11 protein-coding genes are annotated in these 17,754 nt (G+C 61.9%); 5 read left to right on the forward strand and 6 right to left on the reverse strand.

Annotation, left to right across the window (positions count from 1 at the left end):
• Window positions 1-16 precede the first annotated feature (16 nt).
• Together EA473_RS03930 and EA473_RS03935 are read right to left on the reverse strand one after the other, a co-directional pair.
• Complete coding sequence (locus tag EA473_RS03930; protein ID WP_124194360.1) at window positions 17-340, reverse strand: chorismate mutase; 324 nt, start codon at window positions 338-340, stop codon at window positions 17-19.
• The gene (locus tag EA473_RS03935; RefSeq protein ID WP_124194361.1) at window positions 337-1,209 is read right to left on the reverse strand and encodes a shikimate kinase; all 873 of its coding nucleotides are present in this window, start codon (window positions 1,207-1,209) and stop codon (window positions 337-339) included. Before EA473_RS03935 ends, EA473_RS03930 begins: the two co-directional genes overlap by 4 nt.
• 134 nt (window positions 1,210-1,343) lie before the next feature.
• Between EA473_RS03935 and EA473_RS03940 the strand changes: the two genes are divergently transcribed.
• The 5 genes from EA473_RS03940 to EA473_RS03960 all read left to right on the forward strand — a co-directional run bounded on the left by EA473_RS03940 (window position 1,344) and on the right by EA473_RS03960 (window position 6,855).
• Window positions 1,344-1,823 carry a DUF5796 family protein gene (locus EA473_RS03940; RefSeq protein ID WP_124194362.1) on the forward strand — a complete coding sequence of 160 codons (480 nt, stop codon included), beginning with the start codon at window positions 1,344-1,346 and terminating at the stop codon, window positions 1,821-1,823.
• 3 nt (window positions 1,824-1,826) lie between these two features.
• Entirely contained in the window at window positions 1,827-2,072 is a 246-nt protein-coding gene (locus EA473_RS03945; RefSeq protein ID WP_124194363.1) for a DUF7508 domain-containing protein, read from the forward strand.
• A 200-nt stretch (window positions 2,073-2,272) separates the two neighbouring features.
• On the forward strand, window positions 2,273-3,337 hold the full coding sequence (locus EA473_RS03950; RefSeq protein ID WP_124194364.1) for a polyprenyl synthetase family protein: 1,065 nt from the start codon (window positions 2,273-2,275) through the stop codon (window positions 3,335-3,337).
• 180 nt (window positions 3,338-3,517) lie between these two features.
• On the forward strand, window positions 3,518-5,572 hold the full coding sequence (locus EA473_RS03955; protein WP_124194365.1) for a sensor histidine kinase: 2,055 nt from the start codon (window positions 3,518-3,520) through the stop codon (window positions 5,570-5,572).
• 182 nt (window positions 5,573-5,754) lie between these two features.
• Window positions 5,755-6,855 (forward strand): ATP-binding response regulator, encoded by a 1,101-nt coding sequence (locus tag EA473_RS03960; RefSeq protein ID WP_124194366.1) that lies wholly within the window; start codon window positions 5,755-5,757, stop codon window positions 6,853-6,855.
• Window positions 6,856-6,916: 61 nt separating this feature from the next.
• Here the strand turns inward: EA473_RS03960 and EA473_RS03965 are convergent, their stop codons facing one another.
• The 4 genes from EA473_RS03965 to EA473_RS03980 form a co-directional block, all read right to left on the reverse strand.
• Entirely contained in the window at window positions 6,917-13,969 is a 7,053-nt protein-coding gene (locus tag EA473_RS03965; RefSeq protein ID WP_124194367.1) for a carboxypeptidase regulatory-like domain-containing protein, read from the reverse strand.
• A 59-nt stretch (window positions 13,970-14,028) separates the two neighbouring features.
• Window positions 14,029-14,856: a winged helix-turn-helix transcriptional regulator gene (locus EA473_RS03970; protein ID WP_124194368.1), complete on the reverse strand. Its 828-nt coding sequence runs from the start codon at window positions 14,854-14,856 to the stop codon at window positions 14,029-14,031.
• Window positions 14,857-15,195: 339 nt separating this feature from the next.
• Window positions 15,196-16,002 carry a CBS pair associated ParBc domain-containing protein gene (locus EA473_RS03975; protein WP_124194369.1) on the reverse strand — a complete coding sequence of 269 codons (807 nt, stop codon included), beginning with the start codon at window positions 16,000-16,002 and terminating at the stop codon, window positions 15,196-15,198.
• Between the two features lie 205 nt (window positions 16,003-16,207).
• Window positions 16,208-17,740 (reverse strand): DHH family phosphoesterase, encoded by a 1,533-nt coding sequence (locus tag EA473_RS03980; protein WP_124194370.1) that lies wholly within the window; start codon window positions 17,738-17,740, stop codon window positions 16,208-16,210.
• Between the last annotated feature and the right edge of the window lie 14 nt (window positions 17,741-17,754).

The following is a 17,754-nucleotide window of genomic DNA, read 5'->3' on the forward strand; positions in this document are numbered from 1 at the left end:
AGAAACTCGCTTAGTGTTATCTACTATCCCTTTGTTCGACCTTGTTCAGTTCGATAAGGAGTCGAAAGATGGCTTTCACCAGATTCGCGTCGACGTCGAACTGCTTCGCGTTGCGTCCGGCACGGTCCATCACCTGCTGTTCCTGTTTTTCGTCCGTGGTCGGCAGATCGTGTTCGGCCTTGACCTGGGCGATCGTATCCGCGACGTAGGTACGCTGGGCGATCAGTTCGACGATCTCCTGATCGATCGCCTCGATCTCTTCGCGAAGCTGGTCCAGTGACATCTCATCAGGTGTGCGATTCGTCGTATCGTTTGCTGTCTTATCTACGTCTCGAGTCATATCGTTCGTGTTCCGTCCGTTCGCGTTCGAACTAGTTTCGTCCACCCGTCGCGTTCATTCCACCGGTCTTGGACCTCCTCGAGCGTCGCCCGGTTGCCGATAGCGACGTAGCTCGGTCCAGTCCCCGACAGCGAAACGCCGTCGACGTCCGGAAGCGCCTCGATCATTGGATCAGTCGAAAAGCCGAGTGCGCCACAGAACGCAAAACCGTTTACCGTCATCGCCTCGCCGTAGCGTCCCTCGAGTGCGAGTTCCTCGACGAGTTCGGCCATCGGTGCAATCCGTTTGCTCGCCGAGACGTCGGCGTCGGCGCTGAAAGAGCGTTCCGGTGGCGTGTACGCGAGCGCGTACCAATCGACTTCCTCCCGGGCGAGCAGTTCGTCGGTTCGATTGTCGGTGACGGTGACGCCACCGAGCATGCTCGCACTGGCGTCGTCGAACGAACCGGTGATCGTCACGCCCGCATCCCGTGCGGCACGGACGCCGAGTCGACAGGCAGTGATTCGGTCGACGGAGTCGGCGACTGCCAGGGCATCGAGTGCTGCAAGCACCGTGGCGTTGGCCGCCGCACTGGAGCTTTTCAGTCCGCCGGCCAGGGGAACCTCGCTTTCGGTTCTGACGTGTGCGCCGATGGTCGCTTCGTCGAGTCCTGCGATGCCGGCGTACTCGTCGATCGTCAGTTCTACGCAGCGTTCGATGAGCGACGTGTCTACGTCGGGTTGCCCCTCGATTTCGCCGACGACCGTCCCGTCGTCGGTGAGTTCGACCGTGGCGGTCGTCTCGAGGTCGATCGCGAACGCGGATCCAGTCCCGGTGGCGAGGGCGTTGAGAACCGTCCCGGCTGCCGGAGCGACGGCGCGGCCGTCCATACGAAACCACTCACAGAGAGCGTATTTACGGCTGACGGTCTCGATGCGTCTCACCCCCACGGGTTCCTGTACCAGACACCCCTCGTGCAGACGAGAGCGGACCGTTTTTCCCGACTGCGACCGAAAATCGGCCTATGAGCACACGGAACAACGTCGCACCCAGTACGATCGGCGTCGACTTCGTCGAGGGGGGCGTCGTCGTCCAGTATCTAGACGGCCGGGATGTCTTTTATCACGGTCCGCCGAAACCGGTCGAGCGATCGATCAGAACGCCGCCGGGAAAGGACGTTCACGTTCTCGTCACCGACCCTGACGGCGTCGAGGGCGTCATGACCTACGTCAACGATCGGGACACACACGACGGGATCCTCGAGACGACGGGCGTCGGGCGCGTAATGCTCGACGGAGACGACGAGGAAGTGCTGTTTCCGGGTGTGACGGTGTCGACGGAAGCGTACTCGATTCGCGTCGAGGCGGAGCCGTCGGTCGTCGACGGCCGAGTGTTCGTCTTCGCCGAGGACGAGATGAGCGAACACGCCTACGAACTGATCGGCGAAGACGGTCCGAGTGCTGAGAGCAAGTCGGGAGACGCCGACCGAACGGACGGTGCGTAATCGATGCCGCTCGAGAAACCCTGGCGGGATCTGAATCGCGACACCGTCGCGAGCGCGCCGGATCGGCCGGGGACGTACGAACTCGGAAACGAATCTGGAACCGTGCTCGCGGTCGATCACGGTGTCCTCCGGGACGAACTGAAGACGGCGCTCGCCTACGGCGACGCTGACCGGGTCCGATGGACGGAAACGCACACGCTCGAGCGATCTCGAACCCTCGCCGAGGAACACCGAGAGCGCCTCGAGTGAGACGGACTATAGTAGCCACTGCACGTCATCTCACGCCTGATCGACAGTCGCATCGGCGATGGATGTATACATTATTTCACTTGTCACTATACCGTCCAGGAGAAAGCGTCGCTTCGGACCGACCGCTAAGCGTAACCCACCTAACGTTTTCGTACACGAATAACTGAATCTTTTTTACCTCGCTCCCTCTCGGGACGGGTATGCGGGAGACGCTTGCCGAGTGGCGGCCGGCCGTAGACGAGGCCATCGACGACCTCGTTCCACGGGAGATAGACGCCGAATACCTCGAGTCGTTTTTCGGCGAGCCGACCTACGAGTACGATCCGGATGGGATCCAGCGGGCACTGTCGGATCCGCTCTGGGACTTGCTCGACCGGGGCGGCAAACGGTGGCGGGCCGTGCTCTTTCTCGTCTTCGTCGAGGGGTTCGGTGAGGATCCAGCGGAGTACTTGCCGTACGCGTGTATTCCCGAGATTCTTCACAACGGAACGATCATCGTCGACGACGTGGAAGACGAGGCTGCGATACGCCGCGGCGAACCGGCACTCCATCACCTCTACGGACAGGACGTCGCGCTGAACGCTGGCAACGCGATGTACTTCCTTCCGTTGAAGATTCTGACGGAGAACCCGGCTGACCTCCCGGCAGAGCAGCGTCTGGCAGCCTACGAGATGCTGATGTACGAACTCAATCGCACCCATCTCGGTCAGGGAATGGACATCTGCTGGCACAACGAACACGAGGTGCGGGTCACCCCCGCCCAGTACCTCGAGATGTGTGCGTGCAAGACCGGTTGCCTCGGACGGATCGTCGCTCGACTGGCGGCGATAATCACGGATCAACCACCCGAGGTCGAGGAAGCCGTTGCGAACTACGCCGAACTGACGGCGGTCGCGTTCCAGATCGGCGACGATATTTTAGACGTCGAAAACTCGCTTGGACGTGCCGGAGAGTTCGGCAAGGAGTTCGGAAACGACGTCCGCGAGGGGAAGAAAACGTTGCTCGTTATCCATGCCATCGAAGAGAGTCCTCCGGATCGGGCCCAGCGTCTCCAGGAGATTCTCGAGGCCAACGCCAACACCGACGAGGAAGTGCTCGAAGCGCTGTCGATCATCGAGGAGGCGGGGAGCATCGAGGACGCCCGCGAACGGGCCCTCGAACTCGCAGCGCAGGCTCGCGAAGAGATCGACGGGCTCGATTTCGATGCGGAGACGTCACGAAAGCTTCGGGAGTTCACCCAGTTCGTTATCGATCGCGACGTGTGATACGGTCTATTGAAACGATGTACCGACGAGACCGCGATCCGTCTGCGAACCCACCAGCAACGACGTACAATAGTCCGTCTGAGTGACGAGTGACATCCTCCTCGCGCTAAACGCGAATCCCTCCGAACGGTGTCAAACCACCCCACAACGTTTTTCTCGAATACGCTCCCTCTGTGAGTCGTGCCTCTTGCGTTCACGTCGCTTCACGCGGCCTCTCTCGTCTCCGTCGGGCTCTTGAACCTCGCACTCGCCGCCCTGATTCTCGAGACGCGGTCGGACCAGGACGTCCGTCCCCTCGGCGCGTTCCTCGTCGGGATCGCGTTGTGGACGATCCCGCAGGGGTTCTTGCTCGTCGAAACCGACCCTACCATCGGGTTCGCGCTGTCGGTCGTGATCAACTCGGGGGCCGTAATCATGGCGACGGGGCTCTTTCATTTCGCGCTTGCGTACACGGGCCGCACCGACTGGCTCAGGCCGGATCGAATAGGCCTGATCTACCTCGGCACGTGTCTCTGGCTTCTCGTGATCTGGACGGACCCGATCCACCACTGGATGCACCAGCCGATGGAGTATACAGAGGTCTTGCTCCCGGTCGTCGAATACCAGAACACCGGCTACTGGCTCTACGTCTTCTGGAACTGGTCGCTCTCGGCCGGGGGGATCTTCCTCTTTTTCCTCGAGTACGTCAACGCCCGTGGGAGCGGCGTTTATCACAGACAGTCACGTCTGGTTGTACTCGCACCGCTCATCCCGGGGACAGCGAACGTCTTCGCGTTCCTCGAGGTGACCAGCGTCAACTACTCGGTCTGGGGGTTTGGTGCGACGGGGATCCTCATCGCCATCGCCCTCTACCGGTACCGGTGGCTCGACCTCGTTCCGATCGCCCGCGACCGAGTCATCGACGAGATGCGCGACGGCTATCTCGTGATCGACGACGACCGGCGCGTCGTCGATTACAACGCTGCAGCCCGTTCGATCGTCGACGAGGACGTCGCCATCGGTGAGCCGATACGGACCGTCCTCCCGGAAGCTGGCACCCTGCTCGACGGCGAACGGACCGAGCTAACGATCTCTCGTGGCACGACAATCGTCGACGCGACCGTCTCGAGCGTCGGCGACGAACGAACCGAGAGAGCGGTGTTGATGCTCAGAGACGTCACCGAACAGCGCCGGGCCGAGCGACGATTCCAGGCGCTCATCGAGAACGTCACCGACGTCGTCATAGTGGTGACTGGCGACGGTCAGATCACCTACGCAAGCCCCTCGGTACACTCCGTCCTCGGCTACCAGCCTGCCGACGTTATCGGTGAGTCGGTGTTCGACTTCGTCCACGACGAGGATCGACAGCGTGCCATCGACGCGTTCGACGAACTCCGAACGGGACCCGCCGAGGAGACGCGGTTCGAGTATCGAGGTCGCCACCGCGATGGCTCCTGGGTCGGCCTCGAGGGAGGATCCGTCGACCTGCTCGACAACGATATCGTCGGCGGAGTCGTCGTCAGTATCCGTGACGTCACCGAGCGCAACGAGCGCGAGCGGGAACTCGAGCGAACGAACCAGCGTCTCGACGAGTTCGTCGGCCTCATCAGCCACGACTTGCAGAACCCACTCGGATTGGCGAAAAACTACACGCGACTGGCCAGGACGTCGGGACGCCCCGAGGACGTTCAGATGGTCGAGGACGTCCTCGATCGCATGGAGCGGATGATCTACCGGTTTCTGTCGATGGCCCGGGCGGGAACGACCATCACCGAGACCGAACCGGTATCGATTGCTTCCGTCGCCAGGGATTCGTGGGACGCGACGGCGACACAGGGGTCGACCCTCGAGTGTGAGTTGCCGCCCGACTGGACGGTCGACGGCGACTACCATCGGTTGCGCCACGTCTTCGAGAACCTCTTTCGTAACGCCGTCGTCCACAACGATCGGTCCGTGACCGTTCGGGTCGGAGCTCTCGGTCCCGAGAGCTGTTCGACCCCGGACGGAGACGAGTCAATTCACGAAGACGAACGGAACGCCACCGTGAATCCGTTCGGCGTCTTCGTCGAGGACGACGGCGCGGGAATTCCGGAGTCGATCCGCCCGTTCGTGTTCGAGCGTGGCCACACCACGAGCGACGACGGAGCCGGGTTCGGTCTCGCCATCGTCCGTGACGTCGTGAAAGCACACGGGTGGCGCGTCGCACTCGAGGACGGACGCGATGGCGGTGCGCGATTCGAAATCGTCACGACGTGATCGACTGGGTGAGGCGATGGACCGGTGACCGCATAGAGGCGAGTGGGTATCAGGGCCAGACCCGAGTCCTCGCCGACGGTCGTCGAAAGAGATAGGTTCCTCTCCCCCAAACGTCTGGGGGTGACTCCGGACAGTCGTGATGGGACATCATCCGATTGCCCGCAGCCGTCACGGGTGATACGATGACGGAAACTAGCTCTCTCGACGTGTTGTTGCTCGAGGACAATCCCGACGAGGCAGTGCTCGTCGAACGGGTCGTTCGCGGGAGCGGAGCGATCGAATCCCGCGGACAGGACGCGATCGTAAACGTCGGAGAGTGGCATCACGCCGTGTCTCTCGAAGAGGCGGTCGACGTCCTGGGTCGGACGTCCGTCGACATCGTGCTCTCTGACCTCATGGTTCCCGACAGTCGGGGAGTCGATACGATCGCCACACTGGTTGGCCACGCGCCGACCGTACCGATCATCGCGCTGACGTCACACGACGAGACAGTCGCCGGCACACAGACGATCGAGGCTGGTGCCCAGGACTATATCGCCAAGGGGCAGGTTGAAAGCGAACTCGTGGGGCGGGCGATCCGGTATGCAATTCAGCGAAAGCAACACGAACTCGAGTTAGTCGAGGCGAACCGACGACTCGCGCTCCTCAACCGGATCATCGGTCACGACGTCCAGCGCGAGATGAGCGTCGCCGTCGGTCGGGCCGGCCAACTCGGGACACAGATGGACGCCGACGACACCGAAGCGTTCGAATCCTTAAACGACGCCCTCGAAAACGTCGTCAAATTCACCGATGCGGCCGCGGACGTCGTGACTCTCGTCGAGCAGGGGGCCGAAGATGCCCTCGAGAGCAGGTCGATCGACGCCATCGTCGAGGCGGAAGTCGACCGGTTCACGCGCGAACATCCGACCGTCGAATTCAGTGTCGACGGGACGGAAAGCGAGGCGACGGTTCTCGCGACGCCGATGCTGGGATCAGTGTTCGAGCACCTCTTTGCCGAGGCCATCCGACACCACGACCACGAACACCCTCGGCCACACGTCGCCATCGCTGACGACGACGAGAGCGTCACCGTGACGATCCAGGGAGAGGGAGTCGCCCTCTCCGACGGGCAAGAGGCGTTCCTGAACGCTCAGGGAACGCCGCCGGAAGCCGCTCGTCGAATGCGAACCGGACTGTATCTCGCCACGACCGCGATCGAACAGCTCGGTGGGACGATTTCGGTGACCCCTGGTCCGGAGATTGTGGTGGCGCTCGAGCGTTCACTCGAGTCGGATGAATGATTGACCTCCTCCGCGTGAACGCGTGGAATCAATCGGGAGTTGATGTCACGGGGAGTCGATGTCAACGCGTTCTGTTAGGGTGATGCGCTAACCGAACAGCGGCAAGCAGCACAACGAAGATGGAGATGACGACTCCGAAGCCAGGAACGCTGTCCGAGTCACCATCTGCGTCCACATCATCGCCTCCCTCACCCGGCGTTTCGCTGTCATCGTCATGTCCGGTTTCGTCGATGCTCGTAGCGGAATCGTCGCCGGGAGCAGAAGCGCCGTCACGGACGGAATCGTCGTCGTCCGAAACAGACGAGTCGTCACCGTCGTCATCGGACACAGGCGAGTCGTCACCGTCGTCATCGGACACAGGCGATTCATCCTCGTCCACTTGAGACGTATCATCATCTGCTGGTGGTGGAGATGACCCGCCGTCGCTGCCACCACTGCCCCCACCATTACTGCCGCCACCGGGCGATCCGGTCGATGATGATGCGACCTCGAAGTCCACCTCGTGGGTCGCCTCGTTGCCCGCCTCGTCGGAGACCGAGAGGACCACGTCGTAGGCGGTGCCGTCCTCGACGTCGAGCGTTCCCTCGAGCCACGACGAGTTGTACGTGAAGTCCTCGGTGCGGTCGACGCCGTCGACCTCGAGCGTCACGGAGCTCGAATCGATTCCCGAGTACGGGTCCTCGAACGTGAACTCGAAGTCGACTCCTTCGGTGTCCGGATCGAAGACAGCCCCGTTAGCTGGGCTCTCGACGACGGTGAGTTCCGGATCAGTCGTGTCCGGGACCACCGCGCCGTACGTCGAGAAGTGCGGGACCGTCGCAGTGACGAACGGATCGTCGCCGGCTCGATCGACGTCAGATCCGGCGACGGGGTCCCAGGCGTCGTTCACCTCGTCGTAGTACTGGAGTTTGACGTCTTCGGCAACCGCGTCCCCTGGGAGTTCGCTTTCGTCGATCGGCATCGAGATGGTCGCGCCCGCTACGGTGCCGTCGTCCATGTAGTCGTGAAGGACGTCGTCCATCTCTGCGGAGAGGAATCCGACACCGACGTGGCTATCGTCGACGTTCGCGTCGACGGCGCTCTCGGAGAAGGCGAGGAACAACTCGTCGGAGACCACCGCATCGTCGGCGACGTCGAACTCGATCGTCGTCCCGGTCGCGTCGATCGTGATCCCGTCGTCGGCGATCGAAAAGCCTGTGAAGATGACCGCCGACGTGGAGTCCTCGGCGGTGTTTCCAGCCAGGTCCGTCCCGGTGGCCGTAATGGAGTAGTTACCCGACTCGTCGAATTCGATGGTCCCCGTGTAAGTTGTTCCACCCATGCCACCGGAATCCATCGTCACGGTGGGCTCGTCCCCTCCGTCATCGAACGTCGCGTCGACGTCGGGGACCCCCTCGAGTGGGTCGGAGCTCTCGACGACGATCGTCGCGTCCTCACTCGAGATGTCCTCGATACTGACCGACAACGACGGGTCCTCGGTGTCGACGACGAGCGTTCGGTCGGCGTCCAGTTCACCCGGTGTGTCGAACTCATCGATCGCGAGTGCGGAGACGTCGTAGGCACCGTCATCCAGGACGCCCTCGATCGGAATCTCGGCCGACCACACCTCGCCCGCGACGTGCGTCGCTTCGACCTCGTGGAAGAAGGTCGTCTCCTGGGACTCGACGAAGACGTAGACTTCCTCGATCGGGAGGTCGGAGTCGACCGTCACGGAGACGGTCGGGTCGTCGCTCGCGTACTCGAGGTCGTGATCGACGCCGGCGCTCGCTCCTTCGATGTCGACTGCAGTGACCTCGACCTGGGGTTCGCTGACGGTGACCGTTCCTGCGTTTCGATCGCCGAGGAAGAGTTCGTACGTCCCAGCTGCGTCGGAGTCGAACGCGGCGGATACGTTCAGCCCCCCCAGGTGGTACCAGCCCGGCGTAAGCGAGACGTCCTCTGCTGTGTTCAGCGTCACCGTTTCACCGGAATCGTCGTGTACCGCGGTCAGTGCGACCTCGTCGGGACCTTCGATCGTACCACTCTGGTAGATGCTCCCGACCACGTGAAACGTCTCACCGTGTGCGACGTCTTCTGCGTCCGCCGATGCCGCGATCACCGTGACGTCCGAGGCCGCTTCGAGGACCTCGATCTCACCGACATCCCGGTCACCGAGTTCCAGGTCGTACGTTCCCGGATCCATCTCCTCGTCGATCGTCGCGGACAGATTTAGCCCACCCAGGTAGTACCAGCCCGGCGTGAGCGTCTCCTCCGTCGCGTTCAGCGTCAGCGTCTCCTCGGTCCCCTGGCGTGTCGCATTCAGCGCGATCTCCTGGGGTCCGTCGATCGTCCCGTTCTGGTACGTGCTTCCGACTACGTGGAAGGAATCGCCCTGAACGACCTCCTCCGCGTCAGCCGACGCCGCGATCACACGGATGTCGGATTTCGCTTCGAGGATCTCGATCTCACCGACGTCCCGGTCACCGAGTTCCAGGTCGTACGTTCCCGGATCCATCTCATCGTCGATCGTCGCGGACAGGTTTAGCCCACCCAGGTAGTACCAGCCCGGCGTGAGCGTCTCCTCCGTCGCGTTCAGCGCCACCGTCTCCTCAGTCTCCTGGTGCGTCGCGTTCAGTGCGATCTCCTGGGGTCCGTCGATCGTCCCGTTCTGGTAGGTGCTTCCGACCACGTTGAAGGATTCGCCCTGAACGACCTCCTCTACGTCTGCCGACCCCGCGATCACCGTGATATCCGAGGCTGCCTCGAGCACCTCGACCTCACCGACGCTCCGGTCGCCGAGCGTCAACTCGTACGTTCCCGGGGGGAACTCCTCGTCGATCGCCGCCGTCACGTTCACCCCACCCAGGTGGTAAAATCCTGGGTCGAGCGTCGTCTCCGTCGTGGTCAACGTCACCGACTCGTCCGCAGAACCGCCTACGGGCGTCGCGTTCAGTGCGATCTCCTGGGGACCCTCGATCGTCCCGTTCTGGTAGGTGCTTCCGACCACGTTGAAGGAATCGCCCTGAACGACCTCCTCCGCGTCCGCCGACGCCGCGATCACACGGATGTCGGATTTCGCTTCGAGGACCTCCAGCGTTCCTGCGTCGTGTCCGCCTAGCTCGAGATCGTAGGTGCCCGGCTCGTCGATCGAGAATGAGATGTTTATCGCACCCAGGTGGTACGTACCCGGCTCGAGGTCGACTTCCTGCGCTCCGAGTTCCATCGGTTCACGGTTCCCGTCGGTAGGCGTCGCAGTCAGCGGGACGGTCTCCGTCCAGTCGCCGCCGTTTGCCGTCCCGTTCTGGTAGACGCTCCCGACGACGCTCAGATTCTCGTCTTCGACGACTTCGATCTCCGAGAGCGACGCTGCGATCACCTGAACGTCGGAGGGCGACTCCTCCACGCCGATCGTACCAGCGTCGTGCCCGCCCAAAGTGAGGTCGTACCGCCCGGGTCCGAGGTCGAACTCGTCGAACGACGCGGAGACGTTCACCCCACCCAGGTAGTACCAGCCCGGATCGAGCGTCACCTCGGTCTCGTTCAGGGTCACCGTCTCGCCGTCCTCGCCATCTACGGGCGTCGCGTTCAGCGCGATTTCCTGCGGACCGTCGGTCGTCCCGTTCTGGTAGATGCTTCCGGTCACGTGGAAAGTCTCCGATTCCGTGACGTTCATCTCGGAGGGAGTGGCGGCGATCACCTGAATATCCGAGTAGGCTTCGATCACCGCGATTTCCCCGACGTGCCGGTCACCGAGCGTGAGTTCGTACGTTCCCGGATCCATCTCCTCGTCGAACGACGCGGAGACGTTCACTCCACCCAGGTGGTACCAGCCCGGTCGCAGTTCCGTCTCCTCGGACCAGTTCAGTGTCTCCGTCTCACCGTCGGTACCACCCACGGGCGTCGCATTCAGCGCGAGACGCTGTGGATCGTCCGTCGTCCCGTTCTGGTAGATGGAGCCGACCACGTGGAAGGTCTCGTTCTGAACGACCTCCTCTGCGTCCGCCGACGCCGCGATCACCTCGAGGTCAGAGTAGGCTTCGAGGACCTCGACCTCACCGACGTCCCGGTCACCGAGCGTGAGTTCGTACGTTCCCGGCTCCATCTCCTCGCCGAACGATGCGGAGACGTTCACTCCACCCAGGTGGTACCAGCCCGGTCGCAGTTCCGTCTCCTCGGACCAGTTCAGTGTCTCAGTCTTCTCGGTTTCCTGGTGTGTCGCGTTCAGCGCGAGAGTCTGTGGATCGTCCGTCGTCCCGTTCTGGTAGATGGAGCCGACCACGTGGAAGGTCTCGTTCTGGACGACCTCTTCTGCGTCCGCCGACGCCGCGATCACCTCGAGGTCAGAGTAGGCTTCGAGGACCTCGACCTCGCCGACGTCCCGGTCACCGAGCGTGAGTTCGTACGTTCCCGGATCCATCTCCTCGTCGAACGACGCGGAGACGTTCACCCCACCAAGGTAGTACCAGCCCGGCCCCAGTTCCGTCTCCTCGGACCAGTTCAGTGTCTCCGTCTCACCGTCGGTACCGCCGACTGGCGTCGCGTTCAGCGCGAGACGCTGTGGATCGTCCGTCGTCCCGTTCTGATAAATAGAGCCGACCACGTGGAAGGTCTCGTTCTGGACGACCTCCTCTGCGTCCGCCGACGCCGCGATCACCTCGAGGTCAGAGTAGGCTTCGAGGACCTCGACCTCACCGACATCCCGGTCACCGAGCGTGAGTTCGTACGTTCCCGGCTCCATCTCCTCGTTGAACGACGCGGAGACGTTCACCCCACCCAGGTAGTACCAGCCCGGCGTGAGCGAGATCTCCTCCGTCGTGCTCAACGGCACCGTCTCCTCGGTCTCCTGGTGCGTCGCGTTCAGCGTCAGAGACTGTGGATCGTCCGTCGTCCCGTTCTGATAAATAGAGCCGACCACGTGGAAGGTCTCGTTCTGGACGACCTCCTCTGCGTCCGCCGACGCCGCGATTACCTGGACGTCCGAGTAAGCTTCGGACACTTCGATCGTGCCGGCGCTTCTGTCACCGAGGGTGAGTTCGTACGTTCCCGGATCCATCTCCTCGTCGAACGACGCGGACAGATTTAGCCCGCCCAGGTAGTACCAGCCCGGCGTGAGCGAAATTTCCTCCGTCGTGGTCAACGGCACCGTCTCCTCGGTCTCCTGGTGTGTCGCGTTCAGCGCGATCTCCTGTGGCCCGTCGATCGTCCCCGCCTGGTAGATGCTCCCGGTCACGTAGAATGTCTCGTCCTGGACGATCTCTTCTGCATCTGCCGACGCCGCGATCACCTGAATGTCCGTAAACGAGTGCTCGAGCGGGAGCGTATCGACGGTCTGGTCGTTGAGCGTCAGCGTGACGGTATCGCTGTCGACCTCGAACGCTTCCTCGTCCAGATCCCACTCGAACTCGACTGCGTCGCGGGTGATCCCGGGTTCGACGTCGTCGAACGTCTCGTTCGCGATGGATTCTTCCCCGATCTGTTCACCCTCGGCACGCAGTTCGATCGTCAGGGTCCCATCGACGTCGCCGCTGTTGTACAGGTTCGCGGTGATCGTCGCCGTCTCATCGACGAGTAGCTCCGAACGATCCACGCTGGCTCCGAAGATCGTGACGTCCGCACTCGCGAGGACCGTTACGGTGCCTGCACCTACCCCGCCCACCGAGACGTCGTACTCACCGGACGAATCGAACGCGTGTGTGAACTCGACGTCGGTCTCGTTACCGACAGCCAGGTCGACGGTTCTGTGATCGGCGACCTCGCCGTCGACTTCGAGTGGGACGACCAGTTCGCCGTCGGCCTCGCCGACGTTCTCGACCGTCGCAGTGATCGTGACGTTCTCTCCGGTTTCGAGTTCGTCCGGCAACCCGCCTACCTCCAGGACTTCCAGTTCCGGATCGTCTGTGCCGATATCGACCCTCGTGGTATCTCCTTCGGTCACTTCGACGCCTTCGACAGTCTGGGGAAACTCGGGACTTTCGTGGTTGACCTGGATCGTGTGCGTCCCGGTTTCGACCTCGAGTTCGTACCAGCCGGATTCGTCGGTTATCACACCCGGCATCTGGCTGTCGGCCACTACGACCTGCGCACCCCACACGGGGGTACCGTCTTCCGTCGTTACGTACCCCTCGACGGTTCCGGTTTCGGGCACCGGATGGAGCTCAACATCGATCGTCGGAGCATCCCCGACGTGTGCTTCGTCGACGTCGACGAGTTTAGTGAAGTATCCGTCAGCGTCGAATTCCACGGTGGACAGGGTGTCTTCAGGGAGGTTGATCGAGTACTCGCCGTCGGCGTTCGTCGTGGCCGTGTACAACGGATTGTTCCCCGTCAATCGTGATTCGAGTTCGACCCCTTCGATGGGGTCGCCCGTCTCTGAATCCGTCACCGTACCACTGAGGACCGGTACGGGCGAGAGTTCGAAGTCCAGGTCCTCGTGTTCACCTGCTCCGATCTCGAGATTCTGACGGAACCCGTCGTCGTACCCGAGTGCCACGACGGTTATTTTGTACGCGCCCGGTGGCACATCGACCTCGAACGCACCGCTCTCGTCGGTCGAAGTGGTCGTCGTGAACCCGTCTTCGGCGGGATCTGGTTGGCCAACGTCGACCTGTTCGACCACCTCGACGTCCGCATCCGAGATCGGGGCTCCGTCCTCCGTCGTCACCTGCCCGGTGACGGTCCCTGTCTCGATTGCGTGAATCTCCAGTTCGACCGCTTTCTGCTCGCCAGTCGAGACGTCGACATCCGCTATATCGCCGAAATATCCATCCATCTCGGCGGTGACCGAGAGGCGGCCCTCGGGGACGGCGACGGTGAACTCACCGTGTTCGTCTGTCGTTGTCGTCTCGGAGAAATCATCCTCCAAATGAACAATCCCGACTTCCACGCCCGAAACCGACTTCCCGTCACCGTCGACTACCACTCCGGTGATCGAGGATTTCTCCCTCTCGAGTTCGACGTCCGCCGTCGGTTCACCGTCCACAGCCACCGCGAGGTCCGTCGCTATCTCCCTGTCGGCGTCTGCAATCGCAACACCGCTACCACCAGCCACGAGGAATAATCCACAGAGCACCACAATCCCGATTACGTTGAACACGTCCGATCGTTGCCAGGACGTGTTCCATCCCAAAATCACCATACTATGCAGTAAATTCAGCGTGTAATAACGTTCTGCTTAGGGTGAATGTAGTACCCCACTTAGCTTTCCCTAACCGACTTACTTTCGAGCTCCCGCAGTCTAGCGTGTGCGTTTTCGACTCGAGGATCGTCCTCCAGGATCAGTTTCGAGTGTTCCGATTCGAGCAGGGAGAGCTTCGATTCGATCGCTTCACGATCCCGATCAGCAGGTGTTTGGCCGATCCGTTCGACTTGGCGGACGACTGCCGTGATCAGTACGTCTTTCGAAAGGAGCTTGCGTAGAATATCGTCGACGGGCCAGTCACAGAGCGACGGTTCAGGACGGTCACTGACGAGAGCGATACGCCGGGTCGGCCCGGGGCAGTGTTCGTCGAATATCGCAGGCTCATCTGCCCACAGGTCGGTATCAAAAACGACGACGTCCGGGTTTTCGTGAAGTCGTCGTTGGAGTTGCTCCCGATCGCGTACTTCGATGACCTCGAATCGGTCGCGCAGCCATCCGCTGTAGAGATCGACCAGGCGACGGTCACGGTCGGCAAGAACAACCGTCGGCTGGACGGAATCGATGTGTTCGTTCCCCCACAGAGAGAGGGAATCGAACACGGGTTGCATCTCGTATCCAGCGTCGGTCAACTCGTAGGTCACCCTGAGCGGTGACTCGCTGAGGACAGATCGCCCGACGAGGCCGTGTTCCGACAGCGACTCGAGCGTCTGTGTGAGCATATTCGGTGAGATCCCAGGGATTGTTCTCTCGAGTTCACTGAATCGGAGCGGCCCGGATTCCAGAAGAACGACCAGTACAACCGGATCCCACTTCTTCGAGAGCAACGAGAGGGCATCAAGGGCAGCCCTCGTATCTGGTGGAACGAGAACGTCATCTTTGTCCATACACGTACATGGCTCACAATACTATGTAACGGTGAGTGTGTTCTGGGACGTGCCCAGTGCGTATGCAGACCTCTCGTCTCGCCCGGTTCCTGTGTCTCTTCGGTCACTCGACCGAGTTCCTTCTCGGCCGGATGCCCCACTGTAATAACAACTGATACGGATTACTGTGACTGTGTACCGCCGCACCCGCCGCCCGGGTCGCGGATGCGCCGGCAACGACTCACAGTAAACCGTATGAAACGATGTACACACCGATCGCCGATTCGTCTGGCGATCGGGTGTGCAATGACGTTCAGTGGCTACTATATCAAACCACGCTGCCTGTCGTCTGTCGGGGCGTCATCTTTCGGACTGAAGGCGCTTTGTCGTCTGTACCAGTGGATGTCGCGCGTAGTCGACGACCTCGATGTCCTGGATACGTTCGAGACCCTCCTTTGCGGCCGTTTTGGCCATCCCGAGTTCGATTTCGTGGTCGATGACGATGACGTAGGCGTCCATCTCGTCGATTCCGAGCCGATCGGCTGCGAGCACGCGATGGTGGCCGTCCGCGAGCAAGAACGTCCCGGCGTTATCGATAACGACCAGGGGCTCTGCCAGCCCGCGCTCGAGTTCGTATCGACGACCCTCGAGTTCGTCCGCGTACACTCGCCCCTGTGTGGGCGTGAGTTCGGCGAGCGGTACGGTCCGGCGTTCCTCCGCGAGTTCGATTTCGTGGATCTCCTCGAGAGTCTGCTTTAATTTGCCGACTTTCTCGGGCGTCGCACGTTCGATCTGGCTTCGAATGACGTCGGCGTTAGAGATGATTCCGACGAGATTGCCTGCATCGTCGACGACGGGGAGTTTCTGAATGCCGGATCGGAGAATGACTCGCGCCGCGTCGGTTACTTTCATATCGGGGTGGGCGACGAGCAGATCGGTGGTCATCACTTTGAAGATGGGTTCGTCGTCGTCGGCGAGCAACAGATCGCGGGCGCTGACGAATCCCTCGACGCGACGACGTTCACAGACGGGAAAGCCACTGTGTTCCTCGCTTTCGGCGATCCGTGTCGCGACCGACCCGACGGTGGTATCGGGGGAGACGGTCACCACGTCCCGAGTCATATACTCCTCGACCTGTGGTTTCCTCCTGTCCGACGCGATGTCCATGCCTATCCTACCGGCCGCCCGCGCAAAAGTACTGCTATGCCGACTGCCCCCGATCGCTCCCTCGAGTTTCACCGCCGATGGCAACCGATTTTCACGTTGACCGCTCGCGGACCTGGCCGTTTCATACGGTTTACTGGAAGTCAGTTCCGGCACACCAGCGACCCGGACAGCTTGGTTCGCCGGAACATCGGTACAGCAATCCGTATCACTCCTCGCTGTCTACGCTCGAGTCAGTTCGTAACGAAGGGCTCCCCTCGGGGCTTTCCCGTTGTGTAAACAGCCACTCGCTGGTCTGGGTGTACGCGCCGACTGGAACACCGGGTCGCGTCTCGATGGCCTCGAAAAATCGGTTCGTGATCACTTCTTCGACGACGCTGACGATCGATTCGACCTCGTCTGCGTCGTCGATATCACCGAGAATGCCGATCTTTAGCTGTGCGCCGGCCATGTCCGCGTGGCCACCCGCACTCCCGATCCTGTCGAAGGCGTCTCGGAGCGTCTCGCCGAGGTCGACGTCGCTCGCTCGCGATCTGGCCGAGAGAAACGCCATCTCGTCTCTGAATCCGAACACGAGCGTCGTATCGACGCCGTCCATGGCGAGCAACTGATCTGCAGCCTGCGGGAGTGCGTCGCGGTTTGCGATTCGGCCGGCGCTCGCGACGACGATCGATCCCTCCTGCGTTCGGTTTTTGATCGCGCGTGCGATCGTCTCGAGCGTTTCGCCCTCGATCGTCGGCTGTTCGATCTGTTCGAGGACGGCCGTATCGACGTGGGGCCAGAGGACCGAGGCTGCCCGGAAATCCGCCGGTGAAACTTCCCGTGAGAAATCGTTCGTATCGACCCTGATACCGTACAGTAACGCGGTTGCGGTGGTCGAATCGAACGCCAGGTCGATCCGATCGACGTACTCGGTCATCACAGTGCTGGTCGCACCGGCGTGTTCACGCAGATCGACGAACGCGGCAGAAACCGGTCCTCGAGGCGGGTGGTGGTCGATGACGACGTCGACGAAGAGGTCCTCGGGGAGTTGATCGTTAACCCCCGGTCGCGAGTGATCGACCAGCGCGAACGCTTCGTACGCTTCGAGGGACGCGTCGGGATCGAGGTTCCGGAGATCGAGCGAGAGTAAGTTGACCATCGCTCGATTTTCCTGGTGGGATATCTCGCCGAAGTAGCAGGCGTCGGCCTCGACGCCCAGCGATTCGGCGATCCTGGTGAGTGCGACGGCGCTCGCGATCGCGTCGGGGTCCGGATTGTCGTGCATGACCACAGCCAGCCGACCGTCGATCGACTCGAGGCGCGATCTGAGTTCGATGGTCGTCTCGGCGGCCGGTCGGGCAGTCTCCTCGAGGACGTTGTCGACGATCGAACTGTCCGCGTCGACGACGTGATTCGCGAGGTCAGCGAACGCCCGACGGTCGCCGGCAGTCGGATTCCCTCCCAGAAACGCGACGATCGACGCGTTCGGGTATCGGCTTCTGGCTCCCTCGAGTGCGGTTCGATTGCGGTCGGTTCGATCCCCGCCGATGACGATCACGTCCGGCCGCTCGAGGTTCGCGACGACCGCCGGATCAGTCGGGTCGTCGAGTCGGGCGGGCACGCTTTCATCACGAAGCGTTTCGACGACGCTCTCGTCGTCGGTGATGACCAGGAGCCGATCGGCCCCGTCGCGCTCGGATAGCTGCTCGACGACGTGGCGACCCGCGGTCCCACACCCGAGCACGAGCCGGAAAACCATGTGTCGCGGGTTGC

The sequence above is a fragment of the Natrarchaeobius chitinivorans genome, assembly GCF_003841505.1.
GTDB classification, from domain to species: domain Archaea; phylum Halobacteriota; class Halobacteria; order Halobacteriales; family Natrialbaceae; genus Natrarchaeobius; species Natrarchaeobius chitinivorans.